The sequence below is a fragment of the Ensifer sp. EB106-05-01-XG146 genome, from assembly GCF_058791875.1.
This window is the reverse complement of the sequence record NZ_JBYTDX010000002.1, coordinates 1,365,133-1,385,929: the sequence shown is the minus strand read 5'-3', so window position 1 is coordinate 1,385,929 and position 20,797 is coordinate 1,365,133. Positions and strand designations below refer to the sequence as shown.

Genomic DNA, 20,797 nt, shown 5'->3' with positions numbered 1-20,797 from the left:
TTCAGGGCTGGCTACTCGTTCCCGTTGGCGGCGAGACACTGCCGCTCCAGGCGTTTCAGGAAGACGCCGATTTCCTTTGCTGCCTGCAGATCGCCCTTCCGCTCGGCGACCGTACGGCCTTCGCGCCAGACCTGAATTGCCTCCTGGTGGCGGCCCAGCTTGAGGAGGATTGCGCCACGCAGTTTCCATGCTGCCGAATAGTCCGGGTCGAAGGCGATCGCCCGCTCCACATGGGCCAAGGCGGTATCGAAGTCCGCCTCCTGGAGGCAGATGCTGCCGAGCGTGAACCGCAAAAGGGCGTCGTCCTTTCCGTCCTGTAAGAGCTTTTCGAGCACTTGCCGCATGGCTTCCTCCTCCGCGATCGCCGGTTCAGGCCGCAGGCTTGCTTGGGGTAAGGGGCGCATGCCCATTGCTCGCCAGCGTCAGCGATCTCGTCCTGTCGAGAGACTGATACCGGCGGCGGCCCCAGATCAAGGGGTCGGCATGAGCAGACGTCTGGGTTGCGACAATTGTTCCCACGAACAGCATATGGTCGCCCACCTCGATCGAAGCGCTGAGCAGGCAGTCGAGCGTGGCAGCCGCGCCGAGCAGCCTTGGCCGTCCGCTCGGCCACTCAGCCCATATGCCGACGAGATAGCGCTTCGACGCTTCGATCTTGCCGGCAAAGGCATCTGCGATCAGCTCCTGGCCCTCAGCCAGCATGGCGAGCGAAAACCCTCGCTCGGCGGCGATCAGCGCGGCAAGCGGACTGTCCGCCTTGATCGAAATGACGATCGACGGCGGGTTGGCAGAGAGCGAGAAGGTCGCCGTCACCGTCCGGCCGAGACTGTCGGGGCCATTGCCGGCGCTCGCCACGCAGACGGTGGCGGCGAGATGCGACAGGGTGTCGGCGAACTCCGGTTTCGACACCGCCAGGTCGGCATGGGCGTCGATGGCGAGGGAGGGCGGAGGTGTCTGGCGCATGGGGCTCGTTCCGAGATGAAATAGCCCGTGGCGGCGGGGAGACGCCACGGGATTTGCAGAAGCCTGAGCTCAGGCGGGGGCGAGCGGCTGCTGCAACTCTTCGACCGATCGGCTCGCGAACTCTTTCCAGCCCGCACCGCCTTCAGTCGGTCAGGCGGACTTGAGCTCCGCTTCGGCAAACTCATAGTTGGCAAGCTTGTCGAGGAAGTTCGACGCGTAGTCCGGGCGACGATTGCGGTAGTCGATGTAATAGGCGTGCTCCCAGACATCGAGGCCGAGCAGCGCCTTGCCTTCATTGGTGGCAACCGGGTTGGAGCCATTGGCGGTCTTCGTCACCTTTAGCTTGCCGTCCTGGCCGAGCACCAGCCAGGCCCAGCCCGAACCGAACTGGCCGGTGGCGGCTGCCTTGAAGGCATCCTTGAAGGCAGCGACGCTGCCGAAATCTTCGGTGATCTTCTTATCGAGCACGCCGGGGATCTGACCGCCCTTCGGCGAAAGGTTGTTCCAGAACAGGATGTGGTTCCAGTGCTGGCCGGCATTGTTGAAGACCGGGGCGAGTTCCGCCTTGCCGTGGCTGAGGCGAATGATCTCTTCCAGCGACAGGCCTGCAAGCGAGGCGTCCTTCTCGACGAACCCGTTGAGCGCCGTGACATAGGCCTGGTGATGCTTGCCGTGGTGAAACTCGATCGTCTCGGCGCTCATGCCGTTTTCGGCAAGTGCTGCGGCGGCGTAGGGAAGGGCGGGAAGTTCGAAGGCCATGGTCAAATCCTTTGCGGGCGGGGCACTCTCGGATCACTTGTCTGCGAACGGAGGAGAGTGTATTTAGCAAGACAATTCTTTGTAAATCTGCGCGCGGGAATATGTCAAGCGATCCCTTGTTAAATCCAGAGCAAAGCGCCGGCCGCACCCCGGGCGAGCGCATCATGCTTGCACTCAAGCTACACGGACCGCAGACCGCGACAGCGCTCGGCAAACGTCTGGCGATCACCGGCGAGGCCGTGCGCCAGCAGTTGGTGCGTCTCGCCGAGGAGGGGCTGGCCACGTCGTGGTCCGAGGCAAAAGGCGTCGGTCGTCCGTCGCAGTTCTGGGGGCTGACGGCTGCCGGCCACGCGGAGTTTCCCGATACGCATGCAGAGCTGACCGTCCAGTTGTTGCGCACCATCCGGCAGACGCTTGGCGAGGACGCGATCGACCGGCTGATCGCCGCGCGTGAGGACGAGACGCGCCAGAACTATCGTGCGGCGATGGTGGAGAAAGAGAGCCTGCGCGAACGGGTGGACGTGCTCGTTCGATTGCGGTCACAGGAAGGCTATATGGCCGCCTGCGAGGATCCGGGCGACGGCACGCTGCTGTTCGTCGAGAACCATTGTCCGATCTGTGCCGCCGCGACCAACTGCCAGGGCTTCTGCAGGGCAGAATTGAGCGTGTTTCGGGCGGTGCTCGGCCCCGGTGTCGAGGTCGAGCGCGCCGAGCACATTCTGGCCGGCGCGCGACGTTGTGCCTATGTGGTCAAGTCGGCCGACCGGGCCGCCTGATCGTGCCAAAGGAACGCTCTGGCACGCGCCCGGTCGTCGGGCGCCACCAGCTCCGATCGTGTCAGCGCGCGCCCATGCGCAGGGCGCCGTCGAGGCGGATGACTTCGCCGTTCAGCATGCGGTTTTCGCAGATGTGCTGCACGAGTGCCGCGAATTCGTCCGGTTTGCCAAGGCGCTGCGGGAAGGGCACGCTCTTGCCGAGCGAATCCTGCACTTCCTGCGGCATGCCGGCCATCATCGGTGTTTCGAAGATGCCCGGCGCAATGGCGACGACGCGAATGCCGTGGCGCGCGAGTTCGCGCGCAATCGGCAGGGTCATCGAGACGACGCCGCCCTTGGAAGCGGCATAGGCCGCCTGGCCGATCTGGCCATCGAAGGCGGCGACCGATGCGGTATTGACGATCACCCCGCGCTCACCATCCTCGCCGGGCTCTTCCCGCTGGATCGCCTCTGAGGCGAGCCGCAGCATGTTGAAGGTGCCGATGAGGTTGATCGCGACCGCGCGCGAAAAGCTTTCAAGCCGGTGCGGACCGTCGCGCCCGAGCACCTTTTCCCCCGGCGCGATGCCGGCGCAGTTCACCAGGCCGTGCAGATGTCCGAAGCGATCGAGGGCCGCTGCCACTGCGGCGGCGCCATCGGCCTCGCTGGTGACATCCGTCTTCTGGAAGAGCGCGTTGCCGCCAAGCTCCTCGGCCATCTGCTGGCCGGCTGTGGCGTTGACGTCGGCGAGAACCACGCGGGCACCCTCGCCATGCAGCTGCCGCGCGACGGCCGCACCCAGACCCGAACCGCCACCGGTAACGATAAAGACTTTTCCATCGATCAGCATATGAGGCTCCTCCCGTACCGGATCGTGTCGTTGAACTATCGACATAGCCTTGCTGGCTGTGGAAGCCAAGTTCCGCTGACGACGGCGGCCTTACGCGTCGGAGCCTATTGGGCGCCGATCGGGGAGATTTCGATGATCTTGATGCCGATCGCGTTGGTGGCTTCGTCGAAGACGATTTCGCCGCGGCCGATCACCATGCCGTTGACCTTGAGTTCCACCGGTTCGCCGAAGTTGCGATCGAGATGGATCGTGTCGTCCTGATGGAGTTTCGAGATCTGCGACACCGTCAGCTTGGCGCGCCCGATCACCGCTTCGATCGCGAGAGGAATTCCCTGGACTGCGCGCTCGCTCATGACAGAACGGCCTTCGAACGCAGGGCTTTCGTCGAGCTCGACCAGCTCATCCTGTAGCTTCTTGTTAATCATTCTGCACCATCCAAAGCACTGATTCACGACTCTTTAACAAAGAGTTGCGCCAGTTCGCCCTGGGTAGCAACCGTGGCTAAATGGGGGTTCCCCGTGCCTTGCAAGCGAGCGTTAACAAAGCGTTAACATCCACAATTCGGAGGCGGTGAAAGCTGTCAAAGCGTCACCGCAGCCCAGTTTCCGTCCCGTTTTTGGAATCCGATCATGCGGCGGCCATTCGGCAATTTGTCGCCGAGTCGCACGACATAGACGTAACCCTCGTAGACCATCAGCCCGCGATCGCCGTCACTGAACAGGATCTGGAAATTCGGCGACTGCATCATCGCGGCGTCGACTTCAGCGCCGGTCACAGCCGGGGCAATCGCTGCGATCTCCGACGAAGGCTCTTTCGCTCCACTCAAATAGTAGAGCGATGCCGCAGCGGCTGTAACGAAAAGCAGCAGGGCGCCCGCCAAAGGCAACGGGCGGCTCTTGAAACGTGTCGGGTTCGGTTGAGAGGCGGCAACACTCAAGGTCAACTTCCTGATTCGCTGTATTTTCCGAACGGATCCGGCCACAGGTGGAAAGCGACTGATTTCTCCTGCCGATACAAGGGCCGGAGATCTTGCCAAATCTACCTAGTGGAACCGTTCCGTACTTCAAGCTGAGAAGTCACTTGCTTCTCCGACTCGACAGCATGCCCACTCGCCGATTTCAGGGACATATGCCCATCGGCGTTTCCACATCTTTTGCGTGCCGTGCGACAATAGCATGTCGCCGGATGATTTTTCAGCTCCCGACGCCCGCAACTGACAGGCGCCGGGGGCGAGGCCGATCCCTCAGCCCTTTCTGATGTCGATCAGTTTCAGCCAGGGCTGAAGGTGAAAGGCGCCCATCAGCAGATACATGGCGGTCATCCCGCCGATCACAGTTTGTCCGGCGCCGCTACACAGCATCGGATCGGCCCCGGCGGTTCCCATGTTGGAAAGAACCGCCATCAGGGCGAAGGTGGGGGCGGCGGCAAGCGCCAACCCCGCAGCTACCAAACGGGCGAGGGAGGGCGCCCGCCCGTCGCGCTCACCGGAGCGGGCGCCGATGCTCATGGCTTCGCGCTCGTGTCGGAGGCGCGCATCGCGGCCTCGCCGGCATCCGATACTTCGACCCATCTTTTGTCGGGGGCAGCGCCTTCGACGTAGCTGTCGTTCCAGTTCCACCACTTGTAGGTCGGGGTCTGCGGATATCCGGCCGGCGAATCCTCCCACACTTCCTGTCGGCCGAGCGGGGTGATGTCGAGATAGTTCCAGGTGCTACCCATCTGTTCGTCGCCGCGGCTGTTGACGAGGTAGGTGCGAAACAGCTCTTCGCCGTCGCGGAAGAAGACATTGTGGCCGTGCCACTCGCCCACGTCGAAATCAGCATCGAAGCTGTCGGTGATGGTGTACCAGGGCATGGTCCAGCCCATCCGTGCCTTCAGCCTGGCAATATCCGCCTGCGGGGCGCGCGAGGCAAAGACCAGGGTCGTGTCACGGGCGTTAAGGTGCGACAGATGCGCAACCTGATCGGCGACCATCGAGCAGCCCCGGCAGCCGTGATCGGGCCAGCCATGCACGCCCGGTTCGTAGAAGGCGCGGTAGACGATCAACTGGCGCCGGCCGGCAAAGAGGTCAAGCAGGCTCGCCTTGCCGTCGGAGCCCTCGAACACGTAGTTCTTGGTCACGGCCGTCCAGGGCATCCGCCGACGCTCGGCAGCCAACGCATCGCGGGCGCGGGTGTGCGCCTTTTCCTTTACCAGCATTTCCTGCCGGGCCGCTTCCCATGCCTGTGCCGAAACCACCGGCGGCTTCTGCATCGTCGACTGGGCGTCCGCGCGTCCGTTCTCGCGTTTCTCGATCGTCTGGGTCATGGTGCTGTGTCTCCTCGTTTCAGCAAAACTTCTCAACGCAAGGCCGATGCCTTGCAGTCCTGAGCAGCTTGACACCACAAGAGGATCGGCGGGAGTAACAAGTGTGGCGGTGTTTTCGAGCCGGAGCCGCTGCCACTGCGCAGCGGCGCGGGAGTTCGCCGATCAAGCTCCTTTGTAGTTGTCGCTGTTGTAATTCCTCGAAGTTGAGCGAGTATGCTTGTCGCAACCACGCGCGGGAGGACGGCATGCATTTCGTTTCGGATGCGGTTGGCGGGTACAAGGTCTTCGCCGTGTCGGGGGTCAATACGGTTTCGTTCGCGATAGACTATCGCAACGCCGACACCGCGGGGCTTCTCGGTTTTGCGGTCGAGCGGCATGATCCAACGGAAGGCGAGCGGTACTACATGTACGGCTTCAAGGTCTTCGAAACGGTGATCTCCCATCCCAATGAGGATACCGTCGTTCTGACCTACGACCATCCCGTTCAGAGTTTCGTCTGGGATGACTTCACGGCCAAGCCCGGTCGGCGTTACGACTATTACTTCCATCCGCTGACAGGTATGGCGAAGAACATCGACCGGTCAGCACCTGCCATCAGAATCGGTATCAAAACCGAACCGCTCTTCAGTGAGGAGACGCACGACGTTTTCTTCAACCGCGGTGTCGCGAGCAGCCAGGCCTACCGACGCCGTTTCGGAAACAAGCCGCCGGACAAGCTGGAAACGCCGGAAAAGACGCTCGAGGCGCTGCAGTGGCTGAGCCGGGACCTTGACGAAGCACTGCTGCGTTTCATCGACGAGGCGGAAGCGGGGGACGCGCTGCTCGGCTGCTTCTATGAATTCAGATATCGCCCCGTCGTGGAAAGGCTGAAGGCCGCCTTCGAGCGCGGCGTCGCCGTGAGGCTCGTGCTCGACGCGAAGGAAAATGCCTATACCGACAAGAAGGGCAAGTTCCACGAGAGCTTTCCGCGCGAGGAGAACAAGGAAATCGTCCGCACCGTAGGGCTTCCGAAGGCGGCGATCGCGCGGTGGCGGGAGAACAATCCCGCCGACATACAGCACAACAAGTTCATGGTGCTGCTCCCCAAGGATCCGGGCCGAAAGCCGCAGGTTTGGACAGGCTCGACGAACCTGTCGATGGGCGGCGTGCATGGCCAGACCAATGTCGGGCATTGGGTCCGCGACGCCGATCTCGCCAAGGCATTTGAAACATACTGGACACTGCTTGCCGGCGACCCTGGTGCGGCAAAGACCGACAATCCTGCCGCGAGCAGGTCAAAGCGAAAAGCCTTTCGCAAGGCGGTCTCTGACCTTGCCGAGGTGCCGCATGCGCCCGCGGATGTTTCAAGCGGCGTGACCTCGATCTTCAGTCCGCGTGCCGGAAGCGCCGTTCTGGATATGTATGTGAGGGCGCTGGACGAGGCGCGGTCCTATGGCGGCGTGACGCTCGCCTTCGGGATCAACGATCGCTTCAAGCAGGCGTTTCTCGACAATAGTGCCCAGTCTGGCGTGCATCCGGTGCTCTTCCTCCTCCTGGAAAAGCGCGACCAGCCTAAGGCCAAGGCGAAGAAGCCGTTCATTCCGCTGACGGCGCGACAGAACGTCTATCAGGCCTGGGGATCCTATCTGCGCGATCCGGTCTATCAGTGGGCGCGGGAAACCAATGCGCGGGCGCTCGGGCTCAACAATCACGTCGCCTATGTGCATTCCAAGTTTCTGCTCGCCGATCCCCTTGGCGCGGATCCAATGGTCGTCACCGGTTCGGCGAACTTCTCGGACGCGTCGACCAACGACAACGACGAGAACATGCTGCTCATCCGTGGCGATCGGCGCGCGGCCGACATCTACTTCACGGAGTTCAATCGGCTGTTCAACCACTATTATTTCCGCTCTGTCCGGGAGGCGACAGCAAAGAAGAAGTCCGACCGGGACAAGGCGGCGCGCGTGGGGACATCCGAGGGAGCCGCGGCCAGTCTGTTCCTCGATGAAACTGGCGAGTGGCTGAAGAAGTACAAGCCCGGCAAGCTGCGAGCCAAACGCGTTCAGGTCTTCATCGACATGGCGCAGCCGGAAAATCTGCCGCCGATCTAGGTTAGCGGCGGCGATACGCCCCGAACCCGCGATCGAGCCGCCACCGTGTCGTTTGCTGCTCCCTGTTGACCGCAGTGGGCTGGCGCGGGCACCGGAAGGTGCGTGTCATGGGCTGGGGATTTCGGTGCATTCGGCTGGCCGAGGCGCGCTGCCTGTGTCAAAACATAACCCCTAAATTATGATTGGCACCCCATATTTCATTTTTACATCACCGTTTGGCATGGCAAGCTGACAACCATCAAATCGACAGTCGTTTGCGACGAGGATGCGGGCTCGGGAGTGGCCGGCATCTCAGGGAGGAAATATGAAGCGGATGATTCTGGCTGCGGTTGCGGCTTTGGCAATGAGCAGTGCTGCCTATGCCGACACGATCAAGATCGGTGTCGTCGGACCGTTCTCCGGCCCCTTCGCGCTGCAGGGCAAGAACTTCAAGGCTGGCATCGACGCCTATATGGCGCTGAACGGCAGCAAGGTCGGCGACGACGATATCGAGATCATCTACCGCGACGTGCCGCAGGCCGATCCCGCCCAGTCAAAGGCGCTGGCCCAGGAACTGGTGGTCAAGGAAGGCGTGCAGTACCTCGCCGGCTTCTACTTCACCCCGGATGCCATGGCGGTCACGCCGCTGCTCACCCAGGCGAATGTGCCGCTCGTCATCATGAACGCGGCGACCTCGGCGATCGTCACCAAAAGCCCGCTCGTCGTGCGCACCTCGTTCACCACCTGGCAGACCTCGACGCCGATCGCCAAGGTTGCCAAGGACGCGGGTGTTTCCAAGGTGATCTCCGTCGTCAGCGACTACGGCCCGGGCGTGGACGCCGAGAACGCCTTCAAGACGGGCTTCGAAGCGGCCGGCGGCCAGGTGGTCGAAGCGATCCGCATGCCGCTTGCGACCAACGACTTTTCCCCAATCATGCAGCGCATCAAGGATTCGGGCGCGGAAGGCGTCTTCGCCTTCCTGCCGTCCGGCCCGACGACGCTCGGCTTCGTCAAGGCCTTCAAGGAAAACGGCCTGAAGGACGGCGGCATCAAGTTCTTTGCGCCCGGCGACCTCACGCAGGAATCCGATTTGCCTGCTCTCGGTGAGGCGGCGCTCGGCATTCAGACGACCTTCCACTACGCCGTCTCGCACGACTCGCCGGAGAACAAGGCCTTTGTCGAAGCGGCGAGCAAGGCGATCGGCAACCCGGCCGAACTCTCGTTCCCCTCGGTCGGAGCCTATGACGGCATGCATGTGATTTACAAGATGATCGAGGCGACCGGCGGCGAGCAGGATGCGGCCAAGGCCGTGGAAGCCGTGAAAGGCCTCTCTTGGGTCAGCCCGCGTGGTCCGGTGACGATCGATCCGGAATCGCGTCACATCACCCAGAACATCTATCTGCGCGAGGTCGCCAAGGCCGATGACGGCACCTATTACAACAAGGAAATCCAGACCTTCGAGAAGCAGGGCGACCCCGGTCTCGCTGCGCTGAAGTAGTCGACTTGGGCGGGTGCTGAGCGCCCACCGACACTGATGATGCGTTGACCGGTTGCTTTTGAGCGACCGGCGCGCCTGCGGCGCCGCGAATGCTGGCGCCTGACTGCCGCTCCGCGCATAGTGCGCACCGAATCCGGCGCAGCCAAATTTGGAAGAAAGGGCAACGGATAGCCCCATGCAAACCGTCCTCAGCATTGCGATCGACGCCCTTGCCTATGGCATGGTGCTCTTCGTCATCTCCATCGGCCTTTCGGTCACCATGGGCCTGATGCGCGTGGTCAACCTGGCGCATGGCGCCTTTGCCATGATCGGCGGTTACATCGCCTCCTATGCAGCGCGCGATTTGGGTCTTGCCTACGGCTTTGCCGTGCTGCTCGCGGTCTTCGGCACCATCATCATCGCCGTGCCGATCGAGCGGCTGCTCTATAGGCGGATCTACGGCGCAACGGAACTGACCCAGGTGCTGATGACCATTGGTATCACATTCTGCATCATCGGCATCGCCAACTATGTCTTCGGCCCGACGCTGAAGACGGTGCCGCTGCCTGGCGAATTGCAGGGATCCGTCGACCTCGGCTTCCGGGAAATCGCTACCCATCGCATCTTTGCGATCGTCTGCGGCCTCGTGGTTGCAGCCGGTCTCTGGTACGCGATCGAAAAGACCGCCTTCGGCGTCAAGCTGCGGGCCTCGGTTGACAACGCGGCAATGGCGGCCGCCCTCGGTGTGCGCACGGAAATCGTCTATGCGGTGAGCTTTGCGGTTGCCGTCGGACTTGCCGCCTTCGGCGGCGTGGTGGGGGCGGAACTTCTTCCGGTCGAACCCTATTACGCGTTGCGTTACATGGTGACGTTCCTGGTCGTCGTCTCCGTCGGCGGCGCCGGGTCTATCCCGGGCGCGCTCGTTGCCTGCCTGCTGCTCGGCGCGATCGATACGACCGGCCGTTATCTCATGCCGGAATTCGGTGAATTCTTCTTCTATCTGGCCGTGATCGCGATCATCTGCGTGTTCCCGCGCGGGCTCGCCGGGAGGGCCAAGGGATGACCATGACGACGACGAACGACTTGATCGCGACCGCTCCGGTGCGCCGACGGTTTGGCGGTGGGGACCTCATAGGTCTGGCCGTTATCCTGCTGGTCGCGGTGGTCGGCTACTTCCTCTTTCCCAACAATCTGGCTCTTCTGACCCGGATCATCGCAGCCGCTCTGTTGGTGCTGTCGCTCGATCTCGTCACCGGCTATTGCGGTGTCGCGACGCTCGGGCACGCGGCCCTCTTCGGCGCCGGCGCCTATGCCGCGGGCATCGCCTCGGCGCATTACGGCATCAACGATCCGCTGGCGATGCTGGCCTTCGGCATTGTTGCCGGGGCGGTGGCGGGACTTATCTGCGGGGTCGTCATCCTGCGTGCGCACGGGCTGCCGCAACTGGTGCTGTCGATCGCGCTCATCCATCTCTTCCACGAGTTCGCCAACAAGGCCTCCTCCTGGACCGGTGGCAGCGACGGGCTCTCCGGCATTGCGCCGACGGCACTTCTCGGACTCTACGAGTTCGATCTCTGGGGCCGCACGGCCTATGTCTTCGGCGTGGCGCTGCTTGCCATCGTCTTCGTCGTGCTGCGACTGATCGTGCGCTCGCCCTTCGGCATGTTGTGCCGCGGCATCAAGGAAGACCCTGTCCGCATCCGCTCGATGGGGGCGTCGCCGAAGTTCGCGCTCACGAAAATGTATGTCATCTCCGGTGCCGTTGCCGGCGTCGGCGGCGCGCTGAATGCGATCTCCACCCAGGTCGTCGGGCTCGACAGCCTCTCCTTTACGATGTCTGCCGAAAGCCTCGTCATGCTGGTGCTCGGGGGTACCGGCTCTCTCTTCGGCGCGCTGACTGGCACTGTCGTCTTCATGTTTTTCGAGGACGTGGTCTCGGCGGCCAATCCCTTCCACTGGCTGACGATGGTGGGCGCGCTGTTGATCGCCGTCGTGCTCTTCGCGCCGAAGGGCATCTATGGCACCGCGGCTGCGTTCTTTGCCCGCCGCAAGGAGGCACAGTGATGCAGCCGATCTTCGAAGTCCGCAACTTGAAGCGCGCCTTCGGCGGGCTCGCGGTCACCAATGACGTCAGCCTCAGCATGGCGCCGGGCGACCGGGTCGCGCTGATTGGGCCGAACGGCGCCGGCAAGACGACGTTCGTCAATCTCGTGACCGGCAATCTCAAGCCGGATTCCGGCGAGGTGCGTATCGGTGGCGAGGTGGTGACCGGTATCGACGCCATCGGTCGGGTGCGAAGGGGGCTCGTTCGCTCGTTTCAGGTGACGCGGCTCTTTGCCGATATGACACCTTCCGAACATGTTGCGCTCGCTGTCCTGCAACGCACTGGCCGCGCCGGTCGTCTGTTCGGCAATTTTCTGGGCATGCCGGACGTCATGGCCGAGGTGGCAGACCTTCTCGGCAAGCTCGGGCTTCGGGAACTGATGCACCGCAAGGTGAGCGAGATCGCCTACGGTCAGCAACGCTTGCTGGAGATCGCCGTTGCGCTGGCGCTGAAGCCGCGGGTGCTGCTGCTCGACGAGCCCGCCGCCGGCGTGCCGCAGAGCGACACCGGCCGGATCGAGCAGGCACTGGCCGACCTGCCAGCCGATCTCGCCGTCTTGATGATTGAGCACGACATGGATCTCGTCTTCCGCTTTGCCAAGCGCGTCGTCGTGCTGGCCGCCGGCGCGATCATCTTCGACGGTTCGCCGTCTGACGTGACGAAGGATCCGCGCGTGCGGGAAGCCTATCTGGGGAGCTATGCCAATGCCAGCCACGCCGCTTGAGGTGGAAAACCTGTCCGCCGGCTATGGGCCGACGCGGGTGCTCGAAGGCGTGTCCTTTGCCGTTCCGGCAGGTGCCCGGCTTGCCGTTCTCGGTCGCAACGGCATGGGCAAGACGACCCTGCTTGCAACGCTTGCCGGCCAGACGCGACGTTATGACGGGCGCATCCGCATGGGCGGGACGGACGTGACCGTGTTGCCAAGTGCTGCCCGCGCCATGCAGGGGCTCGGCTTCGTGCCGCAGGCGCGCTGCGTCTTCCCGACGCTGACCGTGGAGGAGAACCTGTTCGTCGGCCTCAAGAACCGCCCGAAAAGTGCGATCCAGGAAGCCTACGACATGTTCCCGCGTCTCTTCGAGCGCCGGCGCAATCTCGGCAGCCAGCTCTCAGGCGGCGAACAGCAGATGCTGTCGACGGCACGCTCCATCCTCGGCCGTCCGTCGATCCTGTTGCTCGACGAACCGCTGGAGGGCCTGGCGCCCGTTATCTGCGAAGAGCTGATGAAGGCGTTTGCCGAACTGGCAAAGACCGGCGACATGACGATCGTCTTGGTCGAACAGCGCATTCAGAGCGCGCTCGACTTTGCCGACCGGGTGATCGTGCTCGAACGCGGCCGGATCGCCTGGACCGGAACGCCGGAAGCGCTGGCGGGAGATCACGATACCGTCGAGCGGCTGCTCGGCGTCGGCGGGCTCCACTGACCACGCGGTCGGTTGTGGCTGCTCACTTCGGTTCCCGTCGCGACGTATCGAGACGGGAACGCTCCCTTTCGTAGTAGCGCGCGAGTGGCGGCAGGGCGCTCTTCAACTGGTCGAACACCGCGTCATGAGCTCGAAGCGTGCCGTCATATTTGGCCTGTACGAAGGCCTGGTGGCGTTCGATCGCGTCCTTCCTGGCGCCGACGGCGACGGTGAAGACCGGCGACACGGCGGTGCGGCCCTTGACGGTGATGCGATCGAGTTCGGCGATCGGGAAGGTCTTTTCGACGAGACGCGCGGTCTCCTCGCCGAGGAGCAGGGAGATGCCGTAGTCCTTCGATGCGCCTTCGAGGCGCGAGGCCAGATTGACGGCGTCGCCAAGGGCCGAATAGTCGAACCGCTGGTGCGAGCCCATGTTGCCGACGACGCATTCGCCGGTGTTGATGCCGATGCCGATCCTCAAGGTTTGGGCCGGTCGGCGTTCCCGTTTCGCCTCGCTTTCGAGTTCCCGGTTCACCCGTTCAAGCCGCGCAAGCATGTCGAGCGCCGCCCCGACTGCATGCACGGCATGGTCGGGGTCGTCGAGCGGCGCGTTCCAGAAGGCCATCAGGCAGTCGCCGATATATTTGTCGATGGTACCGCCCTGTTCGAGAACAGCTTCTGAAAGCGGCGTCAGCAGCCGGTTGACCAGTGCCGTCAAACGCTCCGGATCCTCCTTCATTTCCTCGGCGATGGTGGTAAAGCCCCGGATGTCGCAAAAGAGGATCGACAGCGTGCGCCGTTCGCCGCCGAGCCTCAGGTGTGACGGGTCTTTCGCCAGGCGCTCGACAAGGGCAGGGGAGAGGTACTGCTGGAAGGCGCGGGTGATTTCGCGGCGCTTCTTGCGTTCTTCCGCATAGTCGAGCCCGGCCTGGCCGGCAGTCACGGCAAGGAACGCAAGCCCAGGCCCAAGCGGCGACAGAAAGACGTGGCCAAGACGCATCGCGGCATAGCTGGCGGCGATGATCAGGCCGATGGCGACGGCGCCATAGGCAAGCGTGCGCCAGCCGGTCGTCCGCAGCACCGAAAAGGCCGCAAGCATCGCGGCCAGCGCAATGGCGGCAACCACATACGGTCTTGCAGCGCGCTGAATGAAAAGCTCATGGGCCAGATTGTCGTAGATGGTAGCCTGCATCTCAACGCCGGAAACGAGCTTGTTCGAATGTACGGTATCCGATGTCGTGAAGGCATCGGCCCCGCCATCGGCGATCGATGGCGCATTTTGCAGACTGAGACCGACGAGCACGACACGGTCCTCGAACATGCCTTCTGGCAGGAAATTGTCGGGATCGAGCGCCTGGTAATAGGAGACGGTGGGATAGGTCCGCGCCGGTCCGAAGACCTGGATCAGCGCGTCCTTTGGCGGTGCGTGCGATTTTGCGCCGGCGATTGCCGCGAGCACGGCGGCAAATCCGTCCGGATAGTCGGGAACGGCGCGCAAGGTTCCGTCGCCGCTGAGGCTGACGGAGGCGATCCCGGTCCAGGCGCCCTTTGCGATGAAGCGGGCGAGCGGCTCGGTGCGCACGAACTGGTCGGCCTGCGGCGCCTCCACCAGCGTCTGGTCTCCGGCAAGAACCACGTCCGCGCCGAGCGCCTTTTCCAGCGCCTCGTCGTTGGCGGCATCGGCCGAAGGCTCAGCGAAAATCACGTCGATGCCGATGGCGCGTGCGCCGGCCTTGCGCAGCGCCTCGATGAGGCGCGCATGCAGGGCGCGCGGCCAGGGCCATTGGCGCCCGATTTCGGCCATCGACGGTTCGTCGATCGCGACGATGATCGGGCTGTCCTCGGGCAGCGGCGGGCCGTCGATGGTCGACAGGTAGTCGAAGCTGCGCAACTCGTTCAGCCGCCAGGCATTGGTCAAGGTCGCCAGCGACAGCGCGATGGCGACGAAAACCGCAAGCGCAAGAAGTTTCAACCGCCGTTGCAGGAAGCGGGGGCTGTCCCATTGTCCGGACCGACCGCTCGATGCCTGCACGGCGACGCGCTCCTCCATCAGAACCGCACTTTGATCGTGCCTTTGAACGTTCGTCCCCAACCCGGCAGGCCATTGCCCAGCTCGAAATCTTCATCGAGCAGATTGAAGGCTGCCAGATCCACCTCGATCTGCTTGTCGAACGGTTCCCATTGCAAGGCGGCGTCGAGCGTCCAGAAGTCGTCGAGCGTCTTTAACCCGCCGGGTCGTGAACCGACATAGTTGGCGGCGACGGTCGTCTTGACGTTCGCCGTGCTGACCCAAGTCAGCGCCGCTTGGCCGGTGTTTTCCGGCACGAACAGCAGTTCGCCGGGCTGGCTGCCGGTGTGTTCCTTAACGTCGGCTTCCGTGTGGGCCGCGGTCAGGGAGAGGCCGAAGCCGTGGCCGATGGCAAAGTTCGCCGTTGCCGCAACCCGGTCGAGCCCGACCTTGGCATACGCAAGGCCGGTGGTCGAAAGCGGAATGTCGAGCGCGAGTTGCCGCACCTCCTGGTGCTGGTAGTCGAGCGCGGTGAAGAACCAGCTGTTCCACTCCGCGTCCCAACGCAGTGCCAGCGTATCGGCATAGCCTTCGGCGCCGAAGCGCAGCTGGTTCGGCTGCAGCCCGACGATGCCGATCGGCGCAAGGGTGGCGACGTCGAAGTTGAGGCCATCGCGCATGGCTGCCGCCCGCAGCCAATGCCCTTCGGCCGGCGCCCAGGCGATGCCGATTTTCGGTTCGAGCCTGACATCGCCGTCGTTGACGCCTTCGATATAGCGGGCAAAGAGGGCGCCTTCCGTCTTCAGGTCCGGCGTGATTTCGTAGATCGTGTCGATGTAAGCCTTGGCGACGGTCTGTGTGGCGGACGTCGAACCGGACGCGATGACGGGCGCATTGCTGCTGCCGGTGCTGACGCCCAGCGGGTCAAAAATGTCGAACGCGCTCGATGACTTTACCACGCCGCCTTCGACGCCGTAGCGCCAGGTGAAATCGCCGTCACCGTAAAGGTGATTGATGGCGGCGATATAGGTTCTCTGCTTGTCCTCGTTTCGGCTCGTGGCAAGGTCGGGAAATCTGATGTCCGAAAAGCGAACCCGCTCGTTGTCCGTGCTGTTCTCATCGGAGAAGAAGAACGCGGCATTGGCGATGTTGCGGTAGCCGAAGGTGTGGCTCCATGCCACCCCCGACAAAAGGCGCGTCGAGTCGTTGTCGTTTATCCCATCGAGATTGAAGGGGATGAGAGGCGGAGGCGGGATATCGAAAATACTGCGTTTATCATCAAGATCGCCGTAGTTGGCATAGGCCACGACCCTGTCATCCGGCGTCGGGGAGGCTGTCACATAGCCATTGCCGCCAAGCAGGCGTGCTTCACGCTCGATCGCCAGGCCATTGCCGATATCGATCGTATCGCGCGGCTTCTCCCAATGCAGATTGCCGTAGACGCTGATTGGGAAGGGCGAGAACGTCAGCCCGCGCAGTTCCGCTTCGCCGATCCCGCCCTCATGGTCGCTGTCGGCGATGATGCCGCCTGCAACCGCGGCCTCGAAGAACGGCCGTTGGACGAGATTGGCCGTGCGCTCGCGGCTTGCCAGCATGTGCGGCTCGATCAGCAGCCCCTGGAAGAAGGCGGAGAAGCTCTGCGGATTGGCGGTGTTGACGACGGGGCTGCCATCGAAATCATAGGTGTTGAACAGCGGATTGACGCTGCCGCGGATCGCCTGGTCGACATAGCTCGATCCCGTGAACGGATCGAAGACCACATCGCCGTAATATTGCCCCCAGGCGTTCAGGCCTTGCAGGCGGAAGGCGTCGTTGAGCGTCGATCCGGCATCCTGGTTGGCGCCGAGCGGAGCACTTTCGCCGCCGCGCGCCCGCGTCCGCCGCATCAGTTCCTGCGCGTAGCGGATCGCCGCATCGGAATCGTATTCGTCGATCGCAATCGCGGTCCGCACGGTCGCGACGACGGGGTCGTTCGGGTCGAGCCGGTCGGCATTGTCGAGGGCCTGTGCCGCCGGAAGGCGGTCTCCCTTTTCATAATGCGCCGCCGAGAGCAGCAATTGCGCGTTGGAATAGGCGGGGTTGGCCGTCGAACCGGCCAAGAGGTCGTCGATCGCCTTGTCCAAGTTGCCGTTCTGCAAATGGTACCGACCGCGAGCGACGAGCACGAGGTCGAAGGAAGGATCGATCGCGAGTGCCGTATCGATCTCGCGCTTTGCTTCCGCAAGCCGCATTTCATCGAGGTACTGATAGGCCAGGTTGGCGTGGTAAAGCGGATCGGCCGGATCGAGTTCCACGGCCTTCTGGAATGCTCTCTCGGCGCCGCGATTGTCGCCCCGCTCGCTTTTTGCCAGGCCCACCCAGTTCCAGAGAGACGGGTCGCCCGGCGTGATTTCCAAGGCGCGCTCGAGATCCGCCAGCGCGCCTATTCGATCGTTTTCAATGAGCAAACGGTACTTGGCGCGCGATTCCAGCGCGGTCGGGTCGTCGGGATCGTTCGCAAGCGCCTTTTCTATACCGGCGCGCGTTTCGTCTCGATCGTCGAGCAGCATTGCAAATTGCGCGCGGGCCGCTGGGAGGAACGGATCGTCCGGATATCGCCTTTCCGCCTTCTTGATCGTTTCGATCGCCGCGCGGATATCGGTGCGAAAGCCCGCGGTCCAGGCCGCAGCGAACGCACCATAGGGACCTGTCGCCTGAGGCGGCGGCTGCTCGATCCGGTCCGGGTCGGCGAGAGCGCGTGCGAAATAGCCGCCGAAGGCCGCGACGGAGCGGCGGTCGGCGTCGAGCCCGGGGGCTGCCTTTTCGAACAGCTGTGCCGCATCGCCGTAGCGGTTTTCAGAACCGGCAATCAGCGCTTCGACGAGATAGGCGCGCGCGGCTTGAGATCGATTGAGGCCGAGGCGTCGGGCCTGTTGAAGGGCGGCTGTGGCCTGGGCTCGCCCGTCGAACCGCAGTTGGATTTCGGCGAGTGTCAGCCAGTCTTCGGCCGAGCGCGACGCTTCCGGCCGGGCTTCGATCCGTTCGCGCTCATTGCGCATGTCGCGCACCTTAAGCGGGGTTGACGGCATGAGCGCGAAGGCGTCGCGTAAAGACAGATGGAAGAGCATCTGTTCGCGGTCCTTCGGCGTCACGATCACGATCTTAGTCGGCGCTTTCCCGATGGCGGCAACGGCGCCTTCGCCCTGTTTCACGGTGACGCTGCCAAGTTCGTTGCTGAGTTCGACCACGCCTTCAAGCACGGTCAGCGAGGTCGTGTCGCCGGCGACCGTCAGTGTCCAGTCGGTGCCACGAATGGCAGCCGTTGCCGCCGGCGTGTCGATCGTCAGGCCCTGGCCGCCACGCTCCGCCCGTGCCCAGATCGTGCCTGACTGCAGTTCGAGATTGGTATCGCTGCCTGTGCCCATGCGTTTGACGCGCAACGCCGTGTTGCGGCCGAGCCGGATCTGGGTGTGGTCGGAGAAAAGCACCGCCAGCGCCCCGGTCGCATTAGTGCGCAGGATATCGCCGGACAAAAGGTCCTGTGCGAGATCGACGAAACGCCAGCTCGAAACGTCGACGAAGCGCACTTCCTCACCGGATTTGCGGGCAATCACCGATCCGGCGACGGGCGGTGTTCTTTGAACCGGCTCTGCCATGCTTGCGCCTGGACAGAGGATTGCCACTGTCGCAAGCAGTCCCCGAAGCCGTTGCTGCCCCATCTTCGTTCCTGTCTCCGCCCCACGTAGATTCAGTGAATTTCGATCAGGTTAAAGTCAATTGAAATCGAATATCCTTAATTGCTTTCCAAGCAATGCAGATTGTTCGGGAGGCAAATCTGTAACACCAGGCGGACAGCGACGCTGCCATCGCCTGCCGTTGCTTGGTGGCGGACGGATTCTTCACTGTTGCACGCGAGTGTGTCGTCCCTGAACCTGCCGTCGAACTGCCGTCGGCTTCCCTCGGTGGCTGGCGCGTCTGCTGGGGACGCAGGGCTTGCTCTCCAAGCTCTCGAGCCTGGATGTCTCGGGAAAGGCGCTGACCGCAAACCCCGGTACCGCGCGACGCAATTCGCGCGGGGAAAAAGCAGGTGGCCGCGGGAGATGCCGAGGCCGTTGCGAACGCCTGTTCGAAGTTCTGACAGAAGGTGCGCCCGCGGGGCTCACTTGCGCCGAAGCTGGAGCGTCGCCTACACCGCGGCGCGCACCCGTTCCCAGGCATTCATGAGGTGCCGACCGAGAACTTCGGAAAGCCTTGCCTTGTCGCGGGCTTCGAGCGCGACGATCATTTCCTCATGCTCGGCAACGGCCGCTGCCCATTTTTCGGGCCCCTCGTGGCCGATGAAGCGAATGCGCTTCAGCCGCGTCTGCAAGATCGCATGCATATCCGCCAAGGCGGCATTTGCCGCCAGTTGGGCGATGGCCGAATGGATCTGCTGGTTGAGCTTGTAATACTGCAGCCGGTCACCGGCCTTGTAGCGCGAGACCATTTCGTCGTGGAGCGCGCGCACTTCGGCGATGCCGGCGTCGCTGGCGGCTTCACAGGCGAGCTTGCCGGCAAGCTCTTCCAGCGTCTGCAACACCGTCAGCATGTCACGCACGTCCTTGGCGCTGAAACGCTTGACGACGGCGCCGCGGCTCGGAACGAGCTCCACCAGTCCTTCGCTCGCCAGATACTTGATGGCTTCGCGCAGCGGCGTGCGCGAAACGCCGAGCTGCTCGCCGAGTTGACCTTCATGCAGACGCGTGCCGGGCGAGAGATCACCCTCGATGATCATGTCGCGCAGATGCGTGACCAGCGTGTCGTGCAGCGCAGTGCGTCGGATCGGGCCGGGGCCGCCCTCGGGGCGTTTCTCCAGAGAGGTAATTTCGTTCATCGTTTCGCTTCTGCATCTGGCGACTGAAGTGTCGGCCGTCTGTTCCCGTTCGCGCCAATTGAATCAGCGCTGTCTCATTAAAGCATGGAGACGGCCCCCGATATCGTCAACAGAAAATGCTGCATACAGAATACAAAAGACTTGATGCAGAATATTGAATACCGTATGACGGCTCTCGAAAGAATGAAGTGGAGGACATCTCTCATGACGACCAACGGTGTAGCCGCTAACGGCGCGCGTCCTGTCATCGCGCTCGCTATGGGCGATCCGGCCGGCATCAGCCCGGAGCTCACGGCAAAGCTGCTGGCGCTTTCCGATATTCGTGAGGCTGCCCACATCATCACGATCGGCGATCGTCGTATCCTCGATGAAGGCGCCCGCATTGCCGGCGTCACGCTCGACCTTGCATCCTCGACCCTGGAGGGCCTCGACGCCGTCGGGACCGAGCGCCACGTGTTCGTCGACCTTGGCCATCTCGATCCGGCCGACGTCGTCCGCGGCGAGGCGACGCTTGCGGGCGGCACCTTTGCGACCCGCAACTTTCGCGTAGCGCTCGAGCTGGCGCATGCCGGCAAGGCGGAAGCAGTCTGCTTCACGCCCTTCAACAAGAAGGCGATGCGCTTTGCCTATCCGGGCTACGACGACGAGATCCGCTTCGTCTCCGACGTTCTCAACTTCACGGGCAAGGTCCGGGAATTCAACGTTCTCGAGAAGGTTTGGAACGCCCGCGTCACCTCGCACATTCCGATCAAGGAAGTGGCCGACAACCTGTCGGTCGAGGCGATCCTTGCCGAGCTCGAGCTGACCCAGAGCTGCCTCAAGGAAGCCGGTTACAGCGAGGCGAAGATTGCTGTTGCCGGGCTCAACCCGCACGCCGGCGACGGCGGCAGCTTCGGCATGGAAGAGATCGACATCATCGAGCCGGCCGTCGAGAAGGCCAAGGCGCGCGGCTTCAACGTCGACGGCCCGTTCCCGGCTGACACAGTCTTCGGCCGCGCCCTGAAGGAAGGCTACAACGCCGTCATGACCATGTACCACGACCAGGGCCAGATCGCGATGAAGCTGATCGGCTTCGACAAGGGCGTGACGATGATGGGCGGCCTGCCGTTCCCGCTCTGCACGCCGGCCCACGGCACGGCCTACGACATCGCCGGCAAGGGTATTGCCGACGTCGGCGCCAGCCGCGAAGCGCTGCTTCTGGCAGTGCGCATGGCGAAGAAAAAGGCGGCTCTCAAGGCTGCTGCCTGATTTCG

Annotated in this window: 19 protein-coding genes; 8 read left to right on the top strand and 11 right to left on the bottom strand. The window is 63.1% G+C overall.

Features of this window, described 5'->3' with window-relative positions; all coding sequences use genetic code 11:
- Positions 1-11 precede the first annotated feature (11 nt).
- The 3 genes from AC3WVQ_RS26470 to AC3WVQ_RS26460 form a co-directional block, all read right to left on the bottom strand.
- Entirely contained in the window at positions 12-344 is a 333-nt protein-coding gene (locus AC3WVQ_RS26470) for a tetratricopeptide repeat protein (protein ID WP_034800062.1), read from the bottom strand.
- 25 nt (positions 345-369) lie between these two features.
- The gene (locus AC3WVQ_RS26465) at positions 370-963 is read right to left on the bottom strand and encodes a flavin reductase family protein (RefSeq protein WP_063979538.1); all 594 of its coding nucleotides are present in this window, start codon (positions 961-963) and stop codon (positions 370-372) included.
- A 150-nt stretch (positions 964-1,113) separates the two neighbouring features.
- The gene (locus AC3WVQ_RS26460; protein WP_060520511.1) at positions 1,114-1,722 is read right to left on the bottom strand and encodes a superoxide dismutase; all 609 of its coding nucleotides are present in this window, start codon (positions 1,720-1,722) and stop codon (positions 1,114-1,116) included.
- Between the two features lie 164 nt (positions 1,723-1,886).
- Between AC3WVQ_RS26460 and AC3WVQ_RS26455 the strand changes: the two genes are divergently transcribed.
- Positions 1,887-2,498, top strand: a complete 612-nt coding sequence (locus AC3WVQ_RS26455) for a helix-turn-helix transcriptional regulator (RefSeq protein ID WP_034800063.1) — start codon at positions 1,887-1,889, stop codon at positions 2,496-2,498.
- 61 nt (positions 2,499-2,559) lie between these two features.
- Here AC3WVQ_RS26455 and AC3WVQ_RS26450 read toward each other — a convergent pair whose 3' ends face one another.
- From AC3WVQ_RS26450 to AC3WVQ_RS26430, 5 genes are all read right to left on the bottom strand, one after another.
- On the bottom strand, positions 2,560-3,327 hold the full coding sequence (locus tag AC3WVQ_RS26450) for a 3-hydroxyacyl-CoA dehydrogenase (RefSeq protein WP_492383228.1): 768 nt from the start codon (positions 3,325-3,327) through the stop codon (positions 2,560-2,562).
- Positions 3,328-3,431: 104 nt separating this feature from the next.
- Entirely contained in the window at positions 3,432-3,752 is a 321-nt protein-coding gene (locus tag AC3WVQ_RS26445; RefSeq protein WP_051659531.1) for a FliM/FliN family flagellar motor switch protein, read from the bottom strand.
- 155 nt (positions 3,753-3,907) lie between these two features.
- Entirely contained in the window at positions 3,908-4,264 is a 357-nt protein-coding gene (locus AC3WVQ_RS26440; RefSeq protein WP_143034323.1) for a hypothetical protein, read from the bottom strand.
- A 306-nt stretch (positions 4,265-4,570) separates the two neighbouring features.
- Positions 4,571-4,834 (bottom strand): hypothetical protein, encoded by a 264-nt coding sequence (locus AC3WVQ_RS26435; RefSeq protein WP_034800066.1) that lies wholly within the window; start codon positions 4,832-4,834, stop codon positions 4,571-4,573.
- Positions 4,831-5,634: a DUF899 domain-containing protein gene (locus AC3WVQ_RS26430; RefSeq protein WP_034800067.1), complete on the bottom strand. Its 804-nt coding sequence runs from the start codon at positions 5,632-5,634 to the stop codon at positions 4,831-4,833. The genes AC3WVQ_RS26435 and AC3WVQ_RS26430 overlap by 4 nt, the downstream gene beginning before the upstream one ends.
- Positions 5,635-5,879: 245 nt before the next feature.
- On the opposite strand from AC3WVQ_RS26430, the gene AC3WVQ_RS26425 reads away from it, so the two are divergent.
- The 6 genes from AC3WVQ_RS26425 to AC3WVQ_RS26400 all read left to right on the top strand — a co-directional run bounded on the left by AC3WVQ_RS26425 (position 5,880) and on the right by AC3WVQ_RS26400 (position 12,705).
- Positions 5,880-7,724 (top strand): phospholipase D-like domain-containing protein, encoded by a 1,845-nt coding sequence (locus AC3WVQ_RS26425; protein ID WP_492383227.1) that lies wholly within the window; start codon positions 5,880-5,882, stop codon positions 7,722-7,724.
- 304 nt (positions 7,725-8,028) lie between these two features.
- The gene (locus tag AC3WVQ_RS26420; protein ID WP_034800069.1) at positions 8,029-9,201 is read left to right on the top strand and encodes an ABC transporter substrate-binding protein; all 1,173 of its coding nucleotides are present in this window, start codon (positions 8,029-8,031) and stop codon (positions 9,199-9,201) included.
- A gap of 175 nt (positions 9,202-9,376) precedes the next feature.
- Positions 9,377-10,243 (top strand): branched-chain amino acid ABC transporter permease, encoded by an 867-nt coding sequence (locus AC3WVQ_RS26415; protein WP_492383226.1) that lies wholly within the window; start codon positions 9,377-9,379, stop codon positions 10,241-10,243.
- Positions 10,240-11,244 carry a branched-chain amino acid ABC transporter permease gene (locus AC3WVQ_RS26410; RefSeq protein ID WP_089046005.1) on the top strand — a complete coding sequence of 335 codons (1,005 nt, stop codon included), beginning with the start codon at positions 10,240-10,242 and terminating at the stop codon, positions 11,242-11,244. Before AC3WVQ_RS26415 ends, AC3WVQ_RS26410 begins: the two co-directional genes overlap by 4 nt.
- The gene (locus tag AC3WVQ_RS26405; RefSeq protein ID WP_060529554.1) at positions 11,244-12,008 is read left to right on the top strand and encodes an ABC transporter ATP-binding protein; all 765 of its coding nucleotides are present in this window, start codon (positions 11,244-11,246) and stop codon (positions 12,006-12,008) included. Before AC3WVQ_RS26410 ends, AC3WVQ_RS26405 begins: the two co-directional genes overlap by 1 nt.
- A complete protein-coding gene (locus AC3WVQ_RS26400; protein WP_060520536.1) occupies positions 11,989-12,705 on the top strand; it encodes an ABC transporter ATP-binding protein in 717 nt (238 codons plus the stop codon). The genes AC3WVQ_RS26405 and AC3WVQ_RS26400 overlap by 20 nt, the downstream gene beginning before the upstream one ends.
- Before the next feature lie 22 nt (positions 12,706-12,727).
- Here AC3WVQ_RS26400 and AC3WVQ_RS26395 read toward each other — a convergent pair whose 3' ends face one another.
- The 3 genes from AC3WVQ_RS26395 to AC3WVQ_RS26385 form a co-directional block, all read right to left on the bottom strand.
- Positions 12,728-14,734 carry a CHASE2 domain-containing protein gene (locus tag AC3WVQ_RS26395; protein ID WP_110819847.1) on the bottom strand — a complete coding sequence of 669 codons (2,007 nt, stop codon included), beginning with the start codon at positions 14,732-14,734 and terminating at the stop codon, positions 12,728-12,730.
- Positions 14,734-18,390: a FecR domain-containing protein gene (locus AC3WVQ_RS26390; RefSeq protein WP_492383225.1), complete on the bottom strand. Its 3,657-nt coding sequence runs from the start codon at positions 18,388-18,390 to the stop codon at positions 14,734-14,736. Before AC3WVQ_RS26390 ends, AC3WVQ_RS26395 begins: the two co-directional genes overlap by 1 nt.
- Positions 18,391-18,857: 467 nt before the next feature.
- Complete coding sequence (locus tag AC3WVQ_RS26385; RefSeq protein WP_034800075.1) at positions 18,858-19,544, bottom strand: GntR family transcriptional regulator; 687 nt, start codon at positions 19,542-19,544, stop codon at positions 18,858-18,860.
- A 204-nt stretch (positions 19,545-19,748) separates the two neighbouring features.
- Between AC3WVQ_RS26385 and AC3WVQ_RS26380 the strand changes: the two genes are divergently transcribed.
- Entirely contained in the window at positions 19,749-20,792 is a 1,044-nt protein-coding gene (locus AC3WVQ_RS26380; RefSeq protein ID WP_060520517.1) for a 4-hydroxythreonine-4-phosphate dehydrogenase PdxA, read from the top strand.
- The last annotated feature ends 5 nt before the right edge of the window (positions 20,793-20,797 follow it).

Bases quoted from the DNA above. Each gene is read 5' to 3' on its own strand.
- AC3WVQ_RS26470 (WP_034800062.1), bottom strand. From the start codon at position 344: ATGCGGCAAGTGCTCGAAAAGCTCTTACAGGACGGAAAGGACGACGCC.
- AC3WVQ_RS26465 (WP_063979538.1), bottom strand. From the start codon at position 963: ATGCGCCAGACACCTCCGCCCTCCCTCGCCATCGACGCCCATGCCGAC.
- AC3WVQ_RS26460 (WP_060520511.1), bottom strand. From the start codon at position 1,722: ATGGCCTTCGAACTTCCCGCCCTTCCCTACGCCGCCGCAGCACTTGCC.
- AC3WVQ_RS26455 (WP_034800063.1), top strand. From the start codon at position 1,887: ATGCTTGCACTCAAGCTACACGGACCGCAGACCGCGACAGCGCTCGGC.
- AC3WVQ_RS26450 (WP_492383228.1), bottom strand. From the start codon at position 3,327: ATGCTGATCGATGGAAAAGTCTTTATCGTTACCGGTGGCGGTTCGGGT.
- AC3WVQ_RS26445 (WP_051659531.1), bottom strand. From the start codon at position 3,752: ATGATTAACAAGAAGCTACAGGATGAGCTGGTCGAGCTCGACGAAAGC.
- AC3WVQ_RS26435 (WP_034800066.1), bottom strand. From the start codon at position 4,834: ATGAGCATCGGCGCCCGCTCCGGTGAGCGCGACGGGCGGGCGCCCTCC.
- AC3WVQ_RS26430 (WP_034800067.1), bottom strand. From the start codon at position 5,634: ATGACCCAGACGATCGAGAAACGCGAGAACGGACGCGCGGACGCCCAG.
- AC3WVQ_RS26425 (WP_492383227.1), top strand. From the start codon at position 5,880: ATGCATTTCGTTTCGGATGCGGTTGGCGGGTACAAGGTCTTCGCCGTG.
- AC3WVQ_RS26420 (WP_034800069.1), top strand. From the start codon at position 8,029: ATGAAGCGGATGATTCTGGCTGCGGTTGCGGCTTTGGCAATGAGCAGT.
- AC3WVQ_RS26415 (WP_492383226.1), top strand. From the start codon at position 9,377: ATGCAAACCGTCCTCAGCATTGCGATCGACGCCCTTGCCTATGGCATG.
- AC3WVQ_RS26410 (WP_089046005.1), top strand. From the start codon at position 10,240: ATGACCATGACGACGACGAACGACTTGATCGCGACCGCTCCGGTGCGC.
- AC3WVQ_RS26405 (WP_060529554.1), top strand. From the start codon at position 11,244: ATGCAGCCGATCTTCGAAGTCCGCAACTTGAAGCGCGCCTTCGGCGGG.
- AC3WVQ_RS26400 (WP_060520536.1), top strand. From the start codon at position 11,989: ATGCCAGCCACGCCGCTTGAGGTGGAAAACCTGTCCGCCGGCTATGGG.
- AC3WVQ_RS26395 (WP_110819847.1), bottom strand. From the start codon at position 14,734: ATGGAGGAGCGCGTCGCCGTGCAGGCATCGAGCGGTCGGTCCGGACAA.
- AC3WVQ_RS26390 (WP_492383225.1), bottom strand. From the start codon at position 18,390: ATGGGGCAGCAACGGCTTCGGGGACTGCTTGCGACAGTGGCAATCCTC.
- AC3WVQ_RS26385 (WP_034800075.1), bottom strand. From the start codon at position 19,544: ATGAACGAAATTACCTCTCTGGAGAAACGCCCCGAGGGCGGCCCCGGC.
- AC3WVQ_RS26380 (WP_060520517.1), top strand. From the start codon at position 19,749: ATGACGACCAACGGTGTAGCCGCTAACGGCGCGCGTCCTGTCATCGCG.